This is a genomic window from Nostoc sp. UHCC 0252, assembly GCF_034931145.1.
GTDB lineage: Bacteria > Cyanobacteriota > Cyanobacteriia > Cyanobacteriales > Nostocaceae > Nostoc.
In genome coordinates this window covers 8535-26629 of record NZ_JAYGHE010000024.1, presented here as the reverse complement: position 1 = coordinate 26629, position 18095 = coordinate 8535, and the positions used below count along the sequence as shown (strand labels likewise).

Sequence of the window (18095 nt, the reverse complement as noted above, 5' to 3'; positions counted from 1 at the left end):
CGAACTAAATCTCTAAGCCATTTTTTTGTAGCTTTTTGAATGGATCTAAAACAAAGTCAATGATGCGGCGTTGGCGAATGATGACTTCAGCATTTGCTGTCTGACCGGCACCTAATGGAATACGTTTGTTGCCATTTTGGACATACTGATGATTTAAAGCGATTTCTAACTGATATGTTTCGATGTTCCCTTGGGGTGATTGGCTAACTTTTGAGTCAGGAGAAATCCAGGTAACTTTTCCTTGCACAATGCCATACTCTTGGAAAGGATAAGCATCAAACTTGACCTTAACGGGCATTCCTACCTTCAAGAAACCACTATCTTGATTAGGCATATTAGCTTTGAGTACAAAGTCTGTATTTTGGGGAGCGATTTGGGCAATCCTTTGACCGAGTTGTACTACTGCTCCGGGTTTAGTGGTGGGTAATTCAAAAATCACTCCATTAATAGGCGATCGCACCACTCGTTGCTGCATCTGCACTCTTATAGATGTAATCTGGCTTTTAGTCTGAGCAATTTCTGATTGTGTTGCTGTAATTTGTGTCTGGAGGTCTTTTAGCTGTTCCTGATTTTTCATAACAGCCAGTTTTCCGGCTTGGATCGCACTTTTATAACTACTTTGTTCCTCTTGCAGCCGAAGTTTTGCTTGTTTAATATCAGACTCCAACGTATTGATAGTTACTTGATAACGATTTAACTCTTCTGCTAACTGCAATTGTGCTTGTTTAATATCTGATTCAGCCTTGTTATAGAGTCGTTTACTTTCTTGTTCTTCTTTTTTGAGTTCATCGACTTGAGTAGCAGAAACTGCACCATCGTGAACAAGTTTGCTAAAGCGTTCAACTTGCTTAGAATCTATATTCAAACGAGCTTGAGCCGCTAGCCGATCGTTGCGAGTAGTGTAAATCTGCTGCTGTGCTTGTTGCACCAATGCTTGTTTTTCTAACTTTTGAAGATTATTACTACTGAGTTTGGCATCAAGGTTTTGCTGGGCCTGATTAACTTGAGCCATTTTTTCTAATTCTTGGGATTTATTTTGTTGTTCCAAAAGGCTAGTTGACATCAAAAGTTGATTTTGAAGTAATTCCAACTGCGACTGGCGATTTTGTAGCCCTTGTAATTTGCTCTGAGTCTGTTGCAGTTCCGTTTCCAAGAGATCGGACTCTAGTTCTACTAAAACCTGTCCGGCTCTAACTGTATCTCCCTCTTTGACCATAACTGCTTTGACACTCCCACCAGCTTGAGCATCTAATTTTAGAGTTGCATCTTTAGGTTCTATCCGCCCTCTGGCGCTACCAGTTTCATCTACTTTTGCGAGAGTTGCCCAAGGTACTAACAAACCAGTAAAGGCTATGAGTACATACAACAAACTACGAGTCCAAAGTTGAGGTAAGGCATTGAGCAGTCCTTCGGTAGCATAGTGTAAGTCTTGACTTGTACTTTCTGCCTCTGTTCGATCGCTAAACTCGACAGATTCTTGTTGCTGCATGTAACTTTGATACTCATCCCGTTCATTTTGAGGAAGTGGGGATGATCTATTGGAATTTGGCATGGTTTTATTTCTGATAAAAGTGATCTGGATCAATGCCCGATCAACTAACTTGAGCCAGTTGTTGTTGATTGAGGTAGTAATAATGACCTTTTTTAGCGATTAAGTCGTCGTGAGTACCGCTTTCTACTAAAACGCCTCGATCTAAAACCAAGATTAAGTCTGCGTTGCGGACTGTAGAGAGGCGATGAGCAATAATTAGACTTGTGCGCCCTTGGAGAATTGTTTTCAGGTTGTTTTGAATAATTCGTTCTGATTCGGAATCTAGGTGACTGGTGGCTTCATCAAAGAGTAATAACCGAGGGTTTCCGAGTAAAGCCCGAGCGATCGCTAGACGTTGCCTTTGTCCGCCAGAGAGCATACCGCCGCCTTCACCAATTTCCGATTCGTAACCCAGTGGTAGTTTTTGAATAAAATCATCGGCTCCCGCATAGATGGCGGCTTGGATAATTTCTTCTAAAGAGGCATTGGGATGAGCGATCGCAATGTTTTCTCGAATAGTCCCACCAAAGAGAAAGGTATCTTGATCGACAACGCCGATTTGAGAACGGAGCGATCGCAACGATATACCAGTAATATCCTCACCATCAATCATGACCTTGCCATCTGTCGGAGGATATAAACCCAAAATCAATTTACTAAGGGTTGTTTTTCCAGAACCACTCCGCCCCACTAGTGCTACCATCTGTTTTGGTTGGATTTCAAAATTCAGATTTTCTAAGACATTAGTCTGACTTTCTGAGTGATAACGAAAGGTGACATTTTGAAAGCTAATGCTACCGCGCAGTTTACCCAAGGACTTGCGGGGTTTAGTTTCTAAGTCTTCTTCGGGTTCGGCCTCCAACACATCATTGATGCGTTCGGTAGAAATCACGATTTCCTGCAATTCATTCCACAAGGTAGATAGGCGTTGGAAAGGACTCAATACGTTACCTACCAACATATTGAAAGCAATTAATTGTCCAATAGTGAGTTCGCCATTAATTACCTGAATTGCTCCAAACCATAACAATGCAGTATTTACAAAGGTTTGGATAATACCACTGGCAATTTGCAGGTGATTACCGATTATCTGGGCATTAAAGGCTTTTTTGACCAAATTATTCAGCAATTCTTCCCAACGCCAGCGCACAGTCTGTTCAATTGATAATGAGCGGACGGTACGAATTCCGGTGAGGGATTCTATCAGATAGCTTTGTTCTTTATTAGCTGCATCAAAAGTTTCTCTGGAAATGCGGCGCAAAATACTTGTGCTAGCTAGTGCCAAGATAAAAAATGGCGGGATAATAAATAGTACAAATAATGCCATCCGCCAGCTATAGGAGAACATCAAGGCAAAATAAACCACCAATGTCAGCATATCCAGCACAATCGAGAGTGTCTGACCGGTGAGGAAGCGCTGAATTTTCTGGTTTTCTTGGATGCGTGAGACTATATCCCCAACAAAACGCGACTCAAAATAAGAAAGCGGCAAACGGAAGGTATGTTTGATAAAACCTACTAGTAGGGAGACACTAATACGGTTAGCTGTATGAAATAGCAGATATTGCCGTACAGCGTTGACAGCGACACCAAACAACCCAAAAATAATCATCCCCAAGCCAACGGCGTTTAAGGTTGTTAAACTACGTTGTACAAGAACTCTATCGAGCAATAATTGAGTGAATACAGGCGTTACCAATCCAAATAATTGGATTAATACCGAAGCGGCGAAGATTTCTAGCAGTGTCCGATAATGAGGTTTGATTAACTCAAAAAATTTCCAGAAATTTGTACTTTCGTTTTTAGTACTTTTTAATAACGCTGTCGGTTGCAGTAATAACGCATAACCACTCCAACCTTCTTGAAATTCAGCTTTTGTCAGACTGCATTGCCCAACAGCAGGGTTACATACAATGACTCGCTTTTTGGTAATTTCATAGACAACGATAAAGTGTTTACCTTCCCAGTGGGCAATTGCCGGTAAAGGTTGTTCTGCTAATTTATCAAGAGTCGCTTTCACCGGACGGGTAGCAAAACCTAGATTTTCTGCTGCTGCTGCGATCGCTTTCAGAGACGCACCACTACGGCTGACATTGGTCATATCACGCAGACGATTGATACTAAAACGCTTGCCCCAATAGTTTCCAATCATTACCAAACAAGCACAGCCGCAATCAGCAGCGCTTTGTTGAGCATAAAAAGGATAACTCTTGGTGATGCGTCTCCACCAATGCCCTACTTGCACCTTCGGACTAGGAAAGTAAAAATGTGACTTTTTAGGTTGTTGTTCTGACTGCTTTTTGCGTTGAGGAAAAGGAATAATTTTGGATTTTGGAGATTGAGAAGTTTTTTCCCTAGTCCGCAATACCGAGTTGCTAGTTCCTAATCCCCATTCCGCTAATTCCGGGAAGTATTCTAGTGCTATTTGCAAATGTGAGTCTTTCAGGATGTAAGCAATTGTTGGTTGTGCTACTTGCCAATCGCCTTGTTTTGGTTGTGCAGAGATAGTCCCTGGTGTCAAAAAATGCTCTTGAGAATGTTGCAGTTGGCCTCTGTACAATATCCACAACAGGGAATTTTGAGATATTTGTGGACTTATAGAACCAGTTTCTAGCTGATGCCGTTCAAAGAGTGATAAAGCTTTGAGCATCCCCGAAACTTGTGATGTGTGACCCGGTAATTGTGAGGTTTGGCGACATAACATCAATAAATCCCAAAGTTCTGCACGGGCGAAAAGGCGATCGCCAATGTTAGGATACTTGTCTATCAAACTTTGCAGTACATCTTGCCTAAAATAGCCAAGTTTTAAGTTTATCGAAGCTCTGACTACATAGGGACTAAAGTTAGCTTCGGGAAACAAAGTTAATTCACCGAAAACAGACCATGCATCAAAGGTAGTGATGAAATTCTCAGAGCTATCCAACAGCCGGACTTTACCTGTAAGGATAATGTAGATACCAGGATTTGTCTGTGCAGATTGCCAAAACTGCTTTGCTACTGGTGGTTCCACAATTTCCATTGCGGTCAATAAGTTTTGTAATTCTTTTTCTGAAAGGTTTGCATCCAAGGTCTGCAAAAGCCTCTCACCTATATGTTGCTCAGAAATCACTGCTGGCATTTTCTAACCTCCAAGACAAAATTTAGTTATGGGTCTGAATTTTAGAAAAATCATCAAAGGTATTATTTGATATTGCGATATTCAGTGAGAGAACTCTAAGCCTTTTGAGAGTCAATAGCTTTATAAAATGCAGATTTGCCTTTTATAAAAAGCATATAAAAGAATACTTTGAAATCAATGATTGAATTAGAAATATTCTCCACAAATAGGTTTGCAGATATTTAAAGATTTGGTTAAATATTTCCGATGTTCATATTTGCCTCTGAATTTGAAATTGCAAAATCAAGAGGAGCGGATTTTAGAATACTTAATCAGGCTAAAATTTCGAAGATTTATTTGTACAGTAGCAACTATAAATACAAGCTATACAAACTTTATTGAACGCTTTTTAACAGCTAGGAACACTGATATTATAATCATTGATTTTCTGGGTTTATTGGGAGATAAATCAAGCATTTTTTACAACTCTTCATAAAAACAAGTGTTTGTTGAACGAGTTCAATTTTCCACGGCTTTATATGAAAATTAGCATTGCTACAGGAAGTCGCCACACAAGGGATTTCCAAGAAATCAACTATCCCAAATTAGTTTTAAGGACGTACATCTGTACGCCCCTAAAACCAAATGTTAACTTTCGATTATTACTTTCTCTAATTCATCTAAAAGCTTAGTGATTTTCTCAGAATTTTCAGTATGAATTAAAGAACTTTTTTTGTGTAAAAGCTTGGTCAGTGTACTAAACCGCTCAGTTACAATCTTTTTCGGATTAGTTTGTAATTCCGATTGAAGATTCTTAACCCTAGTTTTGATTTCGCTCAAAGATAAGTTTTCAGCAATTGCTATCTTGAGCAGTTCAGAGCGTAGTTCCTCTGGCTTCACTCGTGCAATGGCTTGAGCTTTAGTATATTCAATCTCACCCTGGCGCAGAACTGACAGGATATCACTGGGAAGATTTAGTAGAGGAAGGCGGCTAGAGCGAAAACTGGCGGCATTGAACTTTCCTATTTCTGATAAAATTGATTCAATCTGCTCTAATTTAATCAGATCATTTTGATTCAGTTGTTGACCTCTTTGTTTGGCGTTGAAAGAACGGTGTAAGAGGGAAACAACTTCATTTGTCTCTATTTCCAGAGATAGCGCAAGTATATCTAGAACTGCCTCAGTTTCTTCAACTGGATTCAGGTCTTCTCTTTGTAAGTTTTCCATGAGTGCAACTTGCAAGGCTTGTTTATCATCTAACTCACGCAAGACGATAGGTACTTCAACTAACCCAACAACGTGAGCGGCTCTTATGCGTCGCTCACCAGCGACCAACTCATATTCTCCATTATCCAGTGGACGAACTAGCACAGGCTCTAAGATGCCGTGTTGTTTAATTGACTGTATCAGTTGAGTAAGCTTGTTTGGGTCAAAGTAACGACGTGGTTGCTTGAGGGGTAATTGGATTTTGTCAATTGGAACTGTAGTAGGTGATTGGTAAGAAAAACTACTATATTTAGTATCAATTCTAGGTTTTGACGCTACTTGGTTAAATGTTTCTGCTAACATTATATTTTCCTAAAGTTTCAGTAATAAATTCTGGATAGCTATGAGATTCAAACCCGCCACCAGAAGATTGATTCGGGATTCTTCTTCAATGAATTCAGATTTGTCTAGCTAGTTTATCTATTTATATACTTGAAAATAAAGCATAAATGTGAAGAACTTATGAGGATTATAAGTAATATTACTTAATGATTACTTAGCTGTCAGTCGGATGAATTTATAACCCTCATCCTGACTGATAAATTCTGTTTTATACACAGTAAATTCAACAACTAACTAATGTAATGTTTGTCAAAATAATAACTAATTCAGTTTTTTCAGAATTTATTCTGCTTCCTTCAATCCCACTTTCTCAACCGAAAGCGCACTGGCATTTTATCGGACGGATAAATTAACAGATTTTGCTGTAACTCTTCCAAAGAAGAACGACCGTTAACTAACTCCCAGTCAAAATTGTAAATCAATAATGCTAGCATCATACTTGCTTCCAGCATTGATAAATGCTCTCCCAAGCAACGATGAGGCCCTGAGCCAAAGTCTATCATTGGCAATAAACTATCCTTACTCTTGTCTAACCAACGTTCCGGCAGAAATTCATCGGGATTAGCATAGATTTCTGGATCTCTTCCAGCAGCAAGCATTGACCAAGATACTCCTGTACCGCGAGGAATCACTTTCCCCTCAATTACAGTGTCGCGTTGAGTCTGCAATGAAGTCGAGCCGGAAGCGACTGAATAAAGGCGCAGTGTCTCCTTGATAATTGCGCGAATATAACCCAATTCTTTAAGGTTTTCTGCATTAATAGTGCCTTGGCTTTTCCAAGCTTGGTCAACGGTATCCCGTGCTTGTTGAAAAACCCTTTGATTTAAGCTCAACTCTCCTACTGCAAAAGATAAAGTATGGGCTGTTGTGTCAGTACCAGCTATTAAGAGTTCAACAGATTCTGCTATTAATGTTTTGCGATCGTATTTTAGTTCTTTGGCAGCAATTTTGATTAACATTGACTCTCGGAACAAAGGACTTACCTGTGGTAAATCGGTATTATTTTGTTCTCTTATCCGTAAAGCTAAGTCTACACGGGGAGTTAGAAATTCTTTGAAATATTGCCTTGCTGTCCAATAATCTCGTGAGTTTTTAGTTGGTAAATATTTCATCCACATCTTCTCACCAGTAGCTTGTCGTAGGAACCGATAGCCGACAATAGACATCGCTTCATACACTTTGACAACTTCCAAAGGTGGCCCTTCAGGACTAGTACTGTTTTTATCCACAGGAATGCCTAGTACTAGACAAGAAATTACCCTCATTGTTAGTTCTACAAACAGAGGATCTACCTGAACTTCTTTTGATGGCTCTGCTTCTTTAAGTGTCTCAATTACTTGTTCGCAGGCTTGGCTAATAAATTCTACATATTTTGAGAGATTGCTAGAACTGAATTCTGGGTTCCAAGCTTTGCGTCGCCACTGCCACTCAGTCGCGGTTTCTCCTATCATAATAGAACCATTTATATCGTTCCAAGCTTGACGCAATCGCTTAGTCCTTATTAAGCTACCATCTCTCATTCCATTGATAATTGTATCTTCGATAACTTTTGGTTTACTTAAAACAACAACTGGATAGCTGCCATTCCACAGAACATACATTGGCCCTAGCTCTTGACTCCAATCAAATAATAATTTGAAAAATTTCTTTTGTTTTACTGCTGCTAATATTTGAGGAATATTTCCTAATAGCCAGTGTTTGGGAGGAGAAGGGAGTGATTGTAGCGATTTATATGTATTCTTTTGTTTCCACCAGCGCCACCCAATTGTTCCCGCTATGCTAGTAACACTTAAGGCTGTGGCTAAATATGGGAATGAGGAAGAATAAGCAATCTGAGCAGTGATATCTTGGAACATGAATCCGCCTTTGTCCTGCAAAAAAGAAATTATATCGTGTCTGGCTAAAGACTTATCATTTAGGGGGCAGGGGGCAGGGGGCAGGGGGCAGGAGGTAGGAGGTAGGGGATAGGGGGCAGGGGAGGATGCGATCGCTCTCTTGCCCAATCTTGCCCAATAATTAATTTGCTAAAATTTGCTCAAACTGTTTTTGAGCGAAGTGATCTACTTAAGTCCAATAAAGAATTTCAGCTTTGGGAAAGCGCCTACTAATCTCACTCTCAAAAAAGCAACGCAACGCTTTCATTGTATCCTTATCGTAAACGTACTTCGTCCCACCAAACTTATTTCGCTTGACACTGCGTTTTGCCTCATCCATCTCTAATTTTGATTGCGGATACCAAGTTTGTAAAACTTCTTTTGACCCTGGTGTAAACCGATGCGAGATTAACTCAAAGGTTAAACTACAGTCAAAATCCAGTGCCTTGCTGATTTGATCGAACAAAGAACTATAGTGCATCTCCCAATCATCTATCGGCATAATTGGCGCGATTACCAAGCCTACAGGATAACCGCCCCCGCCACGCTCTAATGGTAGCGCTAACCGTCGCAATGCATTCAATCTGGATGTTACCGATGCTGTACCACCTTCAAACCTGCCAGAAATCGGTGCTGCATTAACACTGATCCGACAACGGGTATGCCCATTGTGTGGTAAGTTTAATAATCCATCCACAGCATCAAACTTCGATACCCAACGTAAATGTGCATTACTACGAGTGCCAAAGTAACGGATACATTCAGCGAGGCTTCCAGTTAGATGCTCAATACCCAAAGGGTCTGTGTAACAGCTAACTTCAAAACTCGTGTTTTTACCCTGTTGTTCGTAGTTAGCTAAATTCTCTAATATCTGCGGTAAGTTAGCAAAAACGCGAATGACAGGTGGCCCTGATAAGCTACCAGCTAGGTAGCAGTATTGGCAATGAGCGGGACAACCTTCAGCAAGGTGAAACTGCCAATCCGCAGAAGGTGGGATGGGACTAAGTTTAAAAGAACTCGGTGGTGCAGTAACCACAGCTAAGGTACGCTTGGCGATGTTGTAAGTATCCCGCTCAGACTCACCGCGCAGCCCCTTCAGACGATTCTGTGATAATTCTTCAATTGGTAAGTTGAGTGACTGCACACGTGCAAGAATTTGCTGCCCCCAAACCTCATCTAGGGCAGCAGGTGTAAACATTACCCGTTCAGGTATCCACAACCTTGCTGGCCTTGTTTGCGTCTCTGAAACGTGGTCTGTAATTGTATTCAGCAATATCGTTCTCCGTCTTTAGTTTGCTGACTTCTGCAATTAATTTTCAAGAACTTGCTTAAGTCGTCGCTCTAACAAATCAAGATCCAAAGTGCCTTCATCACGGCTAATTCTCCGCACAGTCGAATTAACATTACCTAGATTTACCAATAAATCTTGAAGAATTTCCTGCTGCTGACGCGCTTGGGTAACTTCGCGTGGCTCTTGTACTAAATCACGCACGATGGTATCTTCAGCGCGAGAGGCGATAATTGGATCGTTTTGCCCTTGAATGTGAACAAAAGTCCGTCGGCCAGGGCCTCGTTCTTCTTCTATTGGTATAACTGCCGTTACTTGGTCAGAACGCACATATTTCCCAAATCCCAGATGGACTAGCTCTGATGAGAGGATTTTCATATAATTGAAGGCTAATTTTTAAGTCTTACTTATATTATAAAATCTCCAAAAGTGACTTAAAACCATAGTCCATACGGGTTCTACCCAATTAAGAGTAGTAGTTATACAGCGTTTTTCAGGTAATGAAATACACAGGTAGGGGCACAGCAGTGCGGGTGATGGTTGCTGTTTATTCAGAACAATCGAAAAAATAATGAAAGTAGCCAAGGTTATATTATTTCTGTTTTAAGATTGTGAAGAATCATTTCTATAACTGCTTAATTGCTAATTGACGGAGATAATTTTTTTACTTTGATTGTGTACCTAAAGACTTGAATATGTTTGTTAATAGTAAAATAAATTTTTCGTGTTTACCTGCTTTTACTAAGTCGAAGGTATATAGAAGTATTGCGCCTGTGATATTCAGTTTGATATTACCAGCATTCGTACCTGGTGTTGCAGGGGCAGAGACTGTGATGCAAAAAGTAGCACGGACAGGAGTATTAACAGCTGGTACAAGTAGAGATGCTTTACCCTTTGCTTATGCTGACAATCAAGGAAAATTGATTGGTTATTCTGTAGATATGCTGAGTTTGATCCAGAAGCAATTAGAGAAAGAATTAGGCAAAAAAATTCAAATTAAATTAGTTGCAGTTAGCCCAGCAGAAAGAATTCCTAAGATAATTAACCGACAAGTGGATATTGTCTGTGATGCTAGTAGCTTTACTTGGGAGCGAGATAAAAAGGTTGATTTTTCAATCAGCTATGGTGTAACAGGTACTCAAATTTTAATTAAGAAGGACAGCAATTTAGGTTCCCCTCAATCTCTCATTAACAAGCGTGTGGGTGTACTGGCTGGAACTACCAACGAACAAGCTATCAAGGAGATCCAACCCCAAGCCAAACTTGTATATTTTAAGACTAGAGCAGAAGGATTTGCTGCTATAGAACAAGGTAAAATTGACGCTTTTGCATCCGATAGCATTATTATAGAGGGATGGCTACAAACAGCAAAAAATCAAGATAGTTTTGCGATCGCACCTCCTCGCCCCTATTCACGAGAAGGAATTGCTTGCATGGTTCCTGAGAATAACTCTAAATTCCTCGATTCAGTGAACTATTCTCTCGTCAAGTTTATGCAAGGATTTGTCAACGATAACCCCAAATATGTTGCAATTTTTGACCGTTGGTTTGGTTCTCAAGGTGTTGTATTTTTAAATCGGGACTTACGTGATTTAGCTGTGGAAACCATGCAATTGATGATAGAGTTTCACGAAGAGATTCCCCGGAAAGATTTGTAGGCTGTAGAATCATTACAAAAGTAGGGTGTGTTACGGCTTTAGCCTAACGCACCGTTTTATGTAGCAGTGCGTTAGGCGCTTATGTGATATTTTTCGTGATTTTATGAATGGAATAGATTCATCAATGGCTTTCCGGTGGATTCTCTTCTTCTGTTGGAAGTGGTTGTTCATATACGCTATCTTCCTGGGATGTAGTAGATTCTACCCTTGTTGTCATCCCGTGATGTTCCTGCCCTCTAAGCCCTAGATATGTGGCGGCACTAATTCCTTGTAGTGTCAGAAGTGTTTCATCAAATTCCGGCATTGCCAGATTTTTAATTACCTCCCAAACAAAGAATAGTCCGATCGCAACTGTCCAAATAAATGTTTGGAACCGATGAAAGTTGACTCCATTAATATCAGATAATATATCGTAGAAAAATCCCTCGGAAATGCGTTGACTGCCTTTTCTCTTCCTTTCATTACCATGCCCATCAACTAAGGAACTACCAAAGGCAGTTATAGAATTGATTCCTAATAATATTAGTGATTGTTCTGTCAAAACATTCGTATAATCTCCTGTTATGCCGTAGATAATCAGATAAGCGCCAAAAATTAGAAATGTCCAAAAAGCAAGTTGAGATATCGATAAACTGAAGGGGTTTCTGTTTAGTTTTTTTCTACCAAGGAAAAATTGAGCAATTCGGCTTTCCCGATTTTTATTCTTAATATCAGCCTTTTCTGGTATCAACAGTTCCTGACCACTAATCACCTCTTTTTGAGAGTAAACCCCTTCTATTCCAGGGCTACGAAGAGTACTGCGGCAATACCTAATAAATATTAATACAATAGCTATCAGTAGAAACAGACACAGCCAAAATCGCCACGAAAACAGAACTATTTCTAATTGAGGAGGTGATAAAGGATCGCTCACCGGAATCGCCAGTTTTCTGGGACAGCCTACCCCTGGTATCACGTTAATACTATATCTATTTCCTCTGCCAAGCAGGGCATTCCATGCAGCTTCGGACGAATCGGTACGTTCAAGTCGAAAGGCTAACCAATTATCATCAACAATTTTCTGTTGATCTTTACCCGGAACCATTACAATTACTGGTTCTCCGTGGACATCCTCTAGTTCATAGCCATCGAGGTACAATACTAATTGCCGAGGATCAAATACATTGCTGGCATTAGTCGTTGTACCTCTAATAGCTGCTGATAATCCTTCAACTCTTACCCTGATGCGATCGCCCATTTTAACTTGGTTGCGTCCATTGTCGGCAATAACTTGTTGAGTTCTCAGGCTAGGAGGCACTGAACATATTTGACGCGATGCAAAATTTACAGCAGGGCCTTCTGAACTATCTTGAGCAATTGCCGCAAAGTTGATAGAGACAATCAACAGAAAAACCAGCAACAAAATAACGGTAAATCTTTTAACATTTTTATACATCGCTCGGTATTCCACCAACAGTAATTAATCTGTCGGTAGTGTAACCGTACTTGAGTCATTCCGTATATTAAAAAACTTGTCTAAAAAACAATACCTCTTCCGCTTGCTTAAAATCTTGAAACATATACAGACGATTGCGGCTTGGTGAGGTGCGGATGATCTTAAGGGCACAGCACTGCTCATACGTGTCAACTTAACGTGAAACCCTTGTCAAAACGTGATGTTCAGTCCTCTGGCTTCCCATCACTATCCGCGTCACCCCACCCTAACCCTCCCCTTATAAAGGGGAGGGAACTAGATTTCTTTTTTCCCCCCTTGACAAGGGGGGATTAAGGGGGGTAAAACGCCTGTGGAATAAGCATTTGAGCTTAAGTTGACACCAATGAGCACTGCTGTGCCCCTACACCTTGCGATATAATTTTGTACCGCATCTGAATGGGAACCGCTATATATAGCAGTCCTAAATCATTTGTGAAAATTATATATCTTTTTCTTCTTTCTTCCCTTTGCGTTCTTGGCGTTCTTTGCGGTTTGTTTCCTTATCTATATCACGACTCATTTAGGATTGCTATAAATACGTTGCTAGGGCAACTGTGTGGTACTAAATCATAATTTCAATATTATAGTAATTATAAATAAAAACTTATATGTAACAAATATCGACTGAAATTGATTTAAAAAATAAGCAAACGCAGAAAAGCATAATGCAAACATAATGGTCTCCATAAATAAAAATTTATATATTTAAAATTATTCCTATAGCTAAGGAAAATAGATAAACTTTTACTTATACATCCAATCTAATATTTGTTTAATAATTCGAGACTCCGAGTTAACCAATTTGATATTAAAGGCTGTAAACTGATTTCAACAAGGTAAATGACACCTCTGCATCACACCAGAACAGAGCCAATAAATTAACCGAGTTTTTATATAGGTAGCCGCGTCATTAATGGAATGGCTGCGGTTACTTTGCCAAAAATAGCTTGACAAACATTAGTAACGCGATAAACATAACGTTTTTTGCCTAAATTGTCATAGCTATAAAAAATAAAATTTACTTTCAAAGGAGATATTATGACAGAATTTTTTAATCAAGTTTCCCGTCGCAAATTCATTTTTACAGCCGGAGCATCTGCGGGTGCTGTATTGCTCAAAGGCTGCTTGGGTAATCCGCCTGACAGCCTGACTGGTGGAAGCACTCAAGCACAACCAACTGCTCAAACGGTCGCTAATATTAGTCCCGAACAAAAACCAGAAACTACTACAGTTAAGTTAGGATATATCCCGATTGTAGAAGCGGCTCCTTTAATTATTGCTAAAGAAAAAGGCTTTTTTGCAAAGTATGGGATGACTAATGTTGACCTTTCCAAACAAGCTTCTTGGGGTTCAGCTAGAGACAACGTAGAAATTGGTTCTGCGGGTGGTGGTATAGATGGCGGTCAATGGCAGATGCCAATGCCACATTTAATTGCAGAAGGTTTAATAACCAAAGGCAATCAAAAAATTCCCATGTATGTTTTATGTCAATTAAATACACATGGAAATGGAATTGCGATCGCAAACAAGCATGAAGGCAAAGGTATTAATCTACAACTCGCCAGCGCTAAGTCTTTGGTTAAGGAATTAAAATCTTCAACACCCTTCACCGCCGCATTTACCTTTCCCCACGTCAACCAAGATTTGTGGATTCGCTATTGGTTAGCAGCAGGCGGCTTAGATCCAGATGCAGATGTCAAACTGCTCACAGTACCTGCGGCGCAAACTGTCGCCAACATGAAAACAGGAACAATGGATGCCTTTAGTACAGGCGACCCCTGGCCTTATCGCCTTGTTCAAGAAAAAATTGGCTATGTAGCAGCATTAACCGCAGAAATTTGGAAGGATCATCCTGAAGAATATCTTGCCATGAGAGGCGATTGGGTTGATAAAAATCCCAAGGCTACCAAAGCAATTTTAAAAGGAATTATGGAAGCGCAGCAATGGTTAGATAATTTTGACAACCGCAAAGAAGCGGCTCAGATTTTGGCTGGACGAAATTATTTCAACCTTTCTTCACCGGAAATTCTGACTGAGCCATACCAAGGTAAGTATGACATGGGTGATGGTCGCAAAATTGACGATAAATCAATGGCTGCTTTTTACTGGAAAGATGAAAAAGGTAATGTTTCTTATCCATATAAGAGTCACGATTTATGGTTCATAGTTGAAAACGTTCGCTGGGGATTCTTACCAAAAGATTACATTACCAATAATGCTGCTAAGGCTAAGGAACTTATTAACAGAGTTAACCGCGAAGATATCTGGAGAGAAGCTGCCAAAGAAGCTGGGATTGCTGCTGCTGATATTCCTACAAATACATCCCGTGGTGTAGAAGAGTTTTTTGATGGCATCAAATTTGACCCCGAAAAGCCAGAAGAATATTTGAAGAGTTTGAAAATCAAAAAAGTCAGTATTTAGAGACACGATTACACTCTTGTAGAGACGCGATTCATCGCGTCTAGGACAAATAAAAAATAAAATTTGCGGAGAATACAACATCATGACACTCGCCCAAAAACGCCCTGCAAGTCCTAGATTGAATAATGGCTTTATATCCAGCTTAAAAAAGCAATTTCCTGACCTGATACCACCAACGATCGCGATCGCAATCTTCCTGATTCTCTGGCAATTATTCGCTTGGACTCCCGGCGCAACATTACCAGGGCCAATACAAGTTATTCAAGATACTTGGGTTCTCATTTTCTGGCCATTTTATGACCGAGGTGGCATTGACAAAGGTCTATTTTGGCAGATTCTCGCCAGCCTGCAACGGGTTGCTATCAGTTATACCCTAGCTGCGATCGCTGGTATTGGCTTAGGCATTTTGATTGGGGTTAATAAAACCATGTCCAAAGCATTAGACCCCATCTTTCAACTACTGCGGACAGTACCACCTCTAGCTTGGGTTCCAATTTCTTTAGCAGCTTTACGACAAAACGAACCCGCAGCCTTATTCGTAATTTTCATCACCGCTATTTGGCCCATCTTAATTAACACTGCTGTTGGCGTTACCCAAATTCCCCAAGATTACAACAACGTCGCCAAAGTTCTCCAACTTAGCCGCAAAGAATATTTCACTAACATTTTGATTCCTGCGGCATTACCCTACATCTTTACCGGTTTGAGAATTGCGATCGGTTTAGCTTGGCTAGCGATTATCGCCGCCGAAATCGTCATGTCCGGTATTGTTGGAATCGGCTTCTTTATCTGGGATGCATATCAAAATAACAACGTCAGTGAAGTAATTTTAGCTCTAGTTTACATCGGTGTTGTTGGGTTGCTTCTAGATAAAGCAATGGGTTGGCTGCAAAACAAGATTTTACCAACAGAGCAAAAATAGTTAGGAGTTAGGAGTTAGGAGTTAGGAATTGAAAAAGTTCTAACTCCCAACTTTTAACTATCAACTTCCAACTCTTAACTTCCAACTCCTCACTCCTCACTCTTAACTTTCAACTCCTCACTCCTCACTCCTCACTCTTAACTTTTAACTCTTATGTTCGTAGCTGTTGATCAAATTGACAAAGTTTTTGAATTAACTGGTGGTGGCAAATATATCGCCCTTAAAGGAATCGACCTCCAAATTAAAAAAGGAGAATTCGTTTCTCTTATTGGTCACTCCGGTTGCGGCAAATCCACTCTATTAAATATGATTGCGGGTTTGGATTTGCCTACTGAGGGGATTGTCACCTTAGAAGGACAAAAAATTACCAAACCCGGCCCAGACAGGATGGTGGTTTTCCAAAATTATTCCTTGTTACCTTGGCGGACGGTAAGAGAAAATATTGCCCTCGCTGTGGACTCAGTAATGAAAGGTTCACCCGCAGATGAACGCAACGCCATTATCGAAAAACATATAAATATGGTAGGTTTGCGTCCCCATGCTGACAAACAACCGGGAATGTTATCAGGTGGACAAAAGCAGCGAGTTGCGATCGCCCGCGCCTTAGCGATTCGCCCTAAGTTGCTACTATTAGATGAACCCTTTGGTGCATTGGATGCACTCACTCGCGGCAATTTGCAAGAACAACTCATGCAAATCTGCGAAGAAAATCAAGTTACCGCCGTGATGGTTACACATGATGTCGATGAAGCGGTACTGTTATCTGACAGAATCGTGATGTTAACTAACGGCCCCGAATCGAAAATCGGCGACATTTTAGAAGTGGATATTCCCAGACCCCGGAAGCGGATGGAAGTAGTAGAACATCCCAGCTACTACAGCTTGCGGAGTGAGATGATTTACTTCCTCAATCAGCAGAAACGGATCAAGAAAATTCGGGCGCGGAAAACTGCCGACGTTGCCCGTCATGGATTAGAAAAAGTTAACCTAGAAATTGGCTTTTTACCTCTGACAGCTTGCGCCCCCTTAGCAGTTGCTAAAGAAAAAGGCTTCTTTCTCAAACATGGTTTAGATGAAGTTAACCTTGTGCGGGAAAGTAGCTGGCGGGGTATAGAAGATGGCATCAGTGGCGGTTATTTAGATGCGGCGCAAATGCCTTCAGGGATGCCGATGTGGTTAACTTTGGGAGGACATAATAACCAACCTCTGCCTGTTGTCACTGCCCTTACCATGACTCGCAACGGTAACGCCATCACCCTGGCAAAACACTTTTACGACGAAGGTGTGCAAACCTTATCAGATTTCAAAAGATACCTGCTTCGCACCCGTGAACAAAGGCACACAATGGGAGTAGTACATGCCGCATCAATGCACAACCTGCTGCTGCGTTACTGGCTAGCGGCTGGTGGAATTGACCCCGATAGCGATGTGGATATGAAAACCATTCCGCCAGCGCAGATGGTAGCCGACCTAAAAGCTGGAAGTATTGATGGTTACTGCGTAGGCGAACCTTGGAACTACCGCGCTGCTGTGGAAAATGTCGGCTTTACCATCGCTACCGACTTAGAAGTTTGGCTGGGACACCCAGGTAAAGTTCTTGGTGTGCGGGAAGATTGGGCAGAAAATTATCCAAATACCCATATTGCCTTAACGAAAGCTTTGTTAGAAGCTTGCGTGTATTGTGCAAATCCCGAAAATACCCAAGAAATTCGGCAAATTTTAGCAGGGCGAGATTATGTCAGCACTGATTTAGAATACATTCAACTCGAAGATCCAGATAGTCTCACCTGTGACTTAGACCATCCGTTGCGTGACTATGCCCATCACCAGTTTTATTCTGAGTCTGCGATCAACCGCCCCAGTCGCACCGAACAAATTTGGATTATGAGTCAATTGGCGCGTTGGGGTGATACTCCCTTCCCCAGAAATTGGGTAGAAGTTGTAGAACGGGTTTGTCAAGTGCGTGTTTTTAGCACCGCCGCACGAGAATTAGGTTTGGATATTAGCTATATTCGCCAACCGATCAAACTGTTTGATGGTACTCCCTTTAACGCCGATGATCCGATCGCTTATCTCAACAACTTGAAAATTAAACGTGATTTTTCAATTGCGGAAGTTGTTCTTGATGCACCAAGAAGGAGACTAGCGTCATAAAAAAATTGTGAGAGAAAGAGGGAGTGAAGAAGTAAAGCAATCACGCGCGAGTCTTTGAACTCCATTAA

Annotated in this window: 11 protein-coding genes; 4 read left to right on the top strand and 7 right to left on the bottom strand. The window is 40.8% G+C overall.

Annotated elements, in window-relative coordinates; genetic code table 11:
• Positions 1-4: 4 nt before the first annotated feature.
• The 6 genes from VB732_RS15580 to VB732_RS15555 all read right to left on the bottom strand — a co-directional run bounded on the left by VB732_RS15580 (position 5) and on the right by VB732_RS15555 (position 9776).
• Positions 5-1552, bottom strand: coding sequence for an HlyD family efflux transporter periplasmic adaptor subunit (locus VB732_RS15580; RefSeq protein WP_323231778.1), 1548 nt, complete (start codon positions 1550-1552; stop codon positions 5-7).
• A gap of 40 nt (positions 1553-1592) precedes the next feature.
• Positions 1593-4649, bottom strand: a complete 3057-nt coding sequence (locus tag VB732_RS15575; RefSeq protein ID WP_323231777.1) for a peptidase domain-containing ABC transporter — start codon at positions 4647-4649, stop codon at positions 1593-1595.
• Between the two features lie 627 nt (positions 4650-5276).
• Positions 5277-6197: a ParB/RepB/Spo0J family partition protein gene (locus VB732_RS15570; RefSeq protein ID WP_323231776.1), complete on the bottom strand. Its 921-nt coding sequence runs from the start codon at positions 6195-6197 to the stop codon at positions 5277-5279.
• 335 nt (positions 6198-6532) lie between these two features.
• Positions 6533-8092 (bottom strand): cytochrome P450, encoded by a 1560-nt coding sequence (locus tag VB732_RS15565; RefSeq protein ID WP_323231775.1) that lies wholly within the window; start codon positions 8090-8092, stop codon positions 6533-6535.
• Between the two features lie 208 nt (positions 8093-8300).
• The gene (locus tag VB732_RS15560; RefSeq protein ID WP_323231826.1) at positions 8301-9323 is read right to left on the bottom strand and encodes a spore photoproduct lyase family protein; all 1023 of its coding nucleotides are present in this window, start codon (positions 9321-9323) and stop codon (positions 8301-8303) included.
• Between the two features lie 96 nt (positions 9324-9419).
• On the bottom strand, positions 9420-9776 hold the full coding sequence (locus VB732_RS15555; protein ID WP_323231774.1) for a hypothetical protein: 357 nt from the start codon (positions 9774-9776) through the stop codon (positions 9420-9422).
• A gap of 455 nt (positions 9777-10231) precedes the next feature.
• On the opposite strand from VB732_RS15555, the gene VB732_RS15550 reads away from it, so the two are divergent.
• Complete coding sequence (locus VB732_RS15550; RefSeq protein ID WP_416235753.1) at positions 10232-11056, top strand: amino acid ABC transporter substrate-binding protein; 825 nt, start codon at positions 10232-10234, stop codon at positions 11054-11056.
• A gap of 121 nt (positions 11057-11177) precedes the next feature.
• Here VB732_RS15550 and VB732_RS15545 read toward each other — a convergent pair whose 3' ends face one another.
• Positions 11178-12491: a hypothetical protein gene (locus tag VB732_RS15545; RefSeq protein ID WP_323231772.1), complete on the bottom strand. Its 1314-nt coding sequence runs from the start codon at positions 12489-12491 to the stop codon at positions 11178-11180.
• Positions 12492-13568: 1077 nt separating this feature from the next.
• On the opposite strand from VB732_RS15545, the gene VB732_RS15540 reads away from it, so the two are divergent.
• The 3 genes from VB732_RS15540 to VB732_RS15530 all read left to right on the top strand — a co-directional run bounded on the left by VB732_RS15540 (position 13569) and on the right by VB732_RS15530 (position 18027).
• Entirely contained in the window at positions 13569-14951 is a 1383-nt protein-coding gene (locus VB732_RS15540; protein ID WP_323231771.1) for a CmpA/NrtA family ABC transporter substrate-binding protein, read from the top strand.
• An 82-nt stretch (positions 14952-15033) separates the two neighbouring features.
• A complete protein-coding gene (gene ntrB / locus VB732_RS15535; RefSeq protein ID WP_323231770.1) occupies positions 15034-15873 on the top strand; it encodes a nitrate ABC transporter permease in 840 nt (279 codons plus the stop codon).
• A 153-nt stretch (positions 15874-16026) separates the two neighbouring features.
• Positions 16027-18027 carry a nitrate ABC transporter ATP-binding protein gene (locus VB732_RS15530; RefSeq protein WP_323231769.1) on the top strand — a complete coding sequence of 667 codons (2001 nt, stop codon included), beginning with the start codon at positions 16027-16029 and terminating at the stop codon, positions 18025-18027.
• The last annotated feature ends 68 nt before the right edge of the window (positions 18028-18095 follow it).

Excerpts from the sequence above, each read along its gene's own strand:
- VB732_RS15580 (WP_323231778.1), bottom strand. The coding sequence starts at position 1,552 with ATGCCAAATTCCAATAGATCATCCCCACTTCCTCAAAATGAACGGGAT.
- VB732_RS15575 (WP_323231777.1), bottom strand. The coding sequence starts at position 4,649 with ATGCCAGCAGTGATTTCTGAGCAACATATAGGTGAGAGGCTTTTGCAG.
- VB732_RS15570 (WP_323231776.1), bottom strand. The coding sequence starts at position 6,197 with ATGTTAGCAGAAACATTTAACCAAGTAGCGTCAAAACCTAGAATTGAT.
- VB732_RS15565 (WP_323231775.1), bottom strand. The coding sequence starts at position 8,092 with ATGTTCCAAGATATCACTGCTCAGATTGCTTATTCTTCCTCATTCCCA.
- VB732_RS15555 (WP_323231774.1), bottom strand. The coding sequence starts at position 9,776 with ATGAAAATCCTCTCATCAGAGCTAGTCCATCTGGGATTTGGGAAATAT.
- VB732_RS15550 (WP_416235753.1), top strand. The coding sequence starts at position 10,232 with ATGCAAAAAGTAGCACGGACAGGAGTATTAACAGCTGGTACAAGTAGA.
- VB732_RS15545 (WP_323231772.1), bottom strand. The coding sequence starts at position 12,491 with ATGTATAAAAATGTTAAAAGATTTACCGTTATTTTGTTGCTGGTTTTT.
- VB732_RS15540 (WP_323231771.1), top strand. The coding sequence starts at position 13,569 with ATGACAGAATTTTTTAATCAAGTTTCCCGTCGCAAATTCATTTTTACA.
- ntrB (WP_323231770.1), top strand. The coding sequence starts at position 15,034 with ATGACACTCGCCCAAAAACGCCCTGCAAGTCCTAGATTGAATAATGGC.
- VB732_RS15530 (WP_323231769.1), top strand. The coding sequence starts at position 16,027 with ATGTTCGTAGCTGTTGATCAAATTGACAAAGTTTTTGAATTAACTGGT.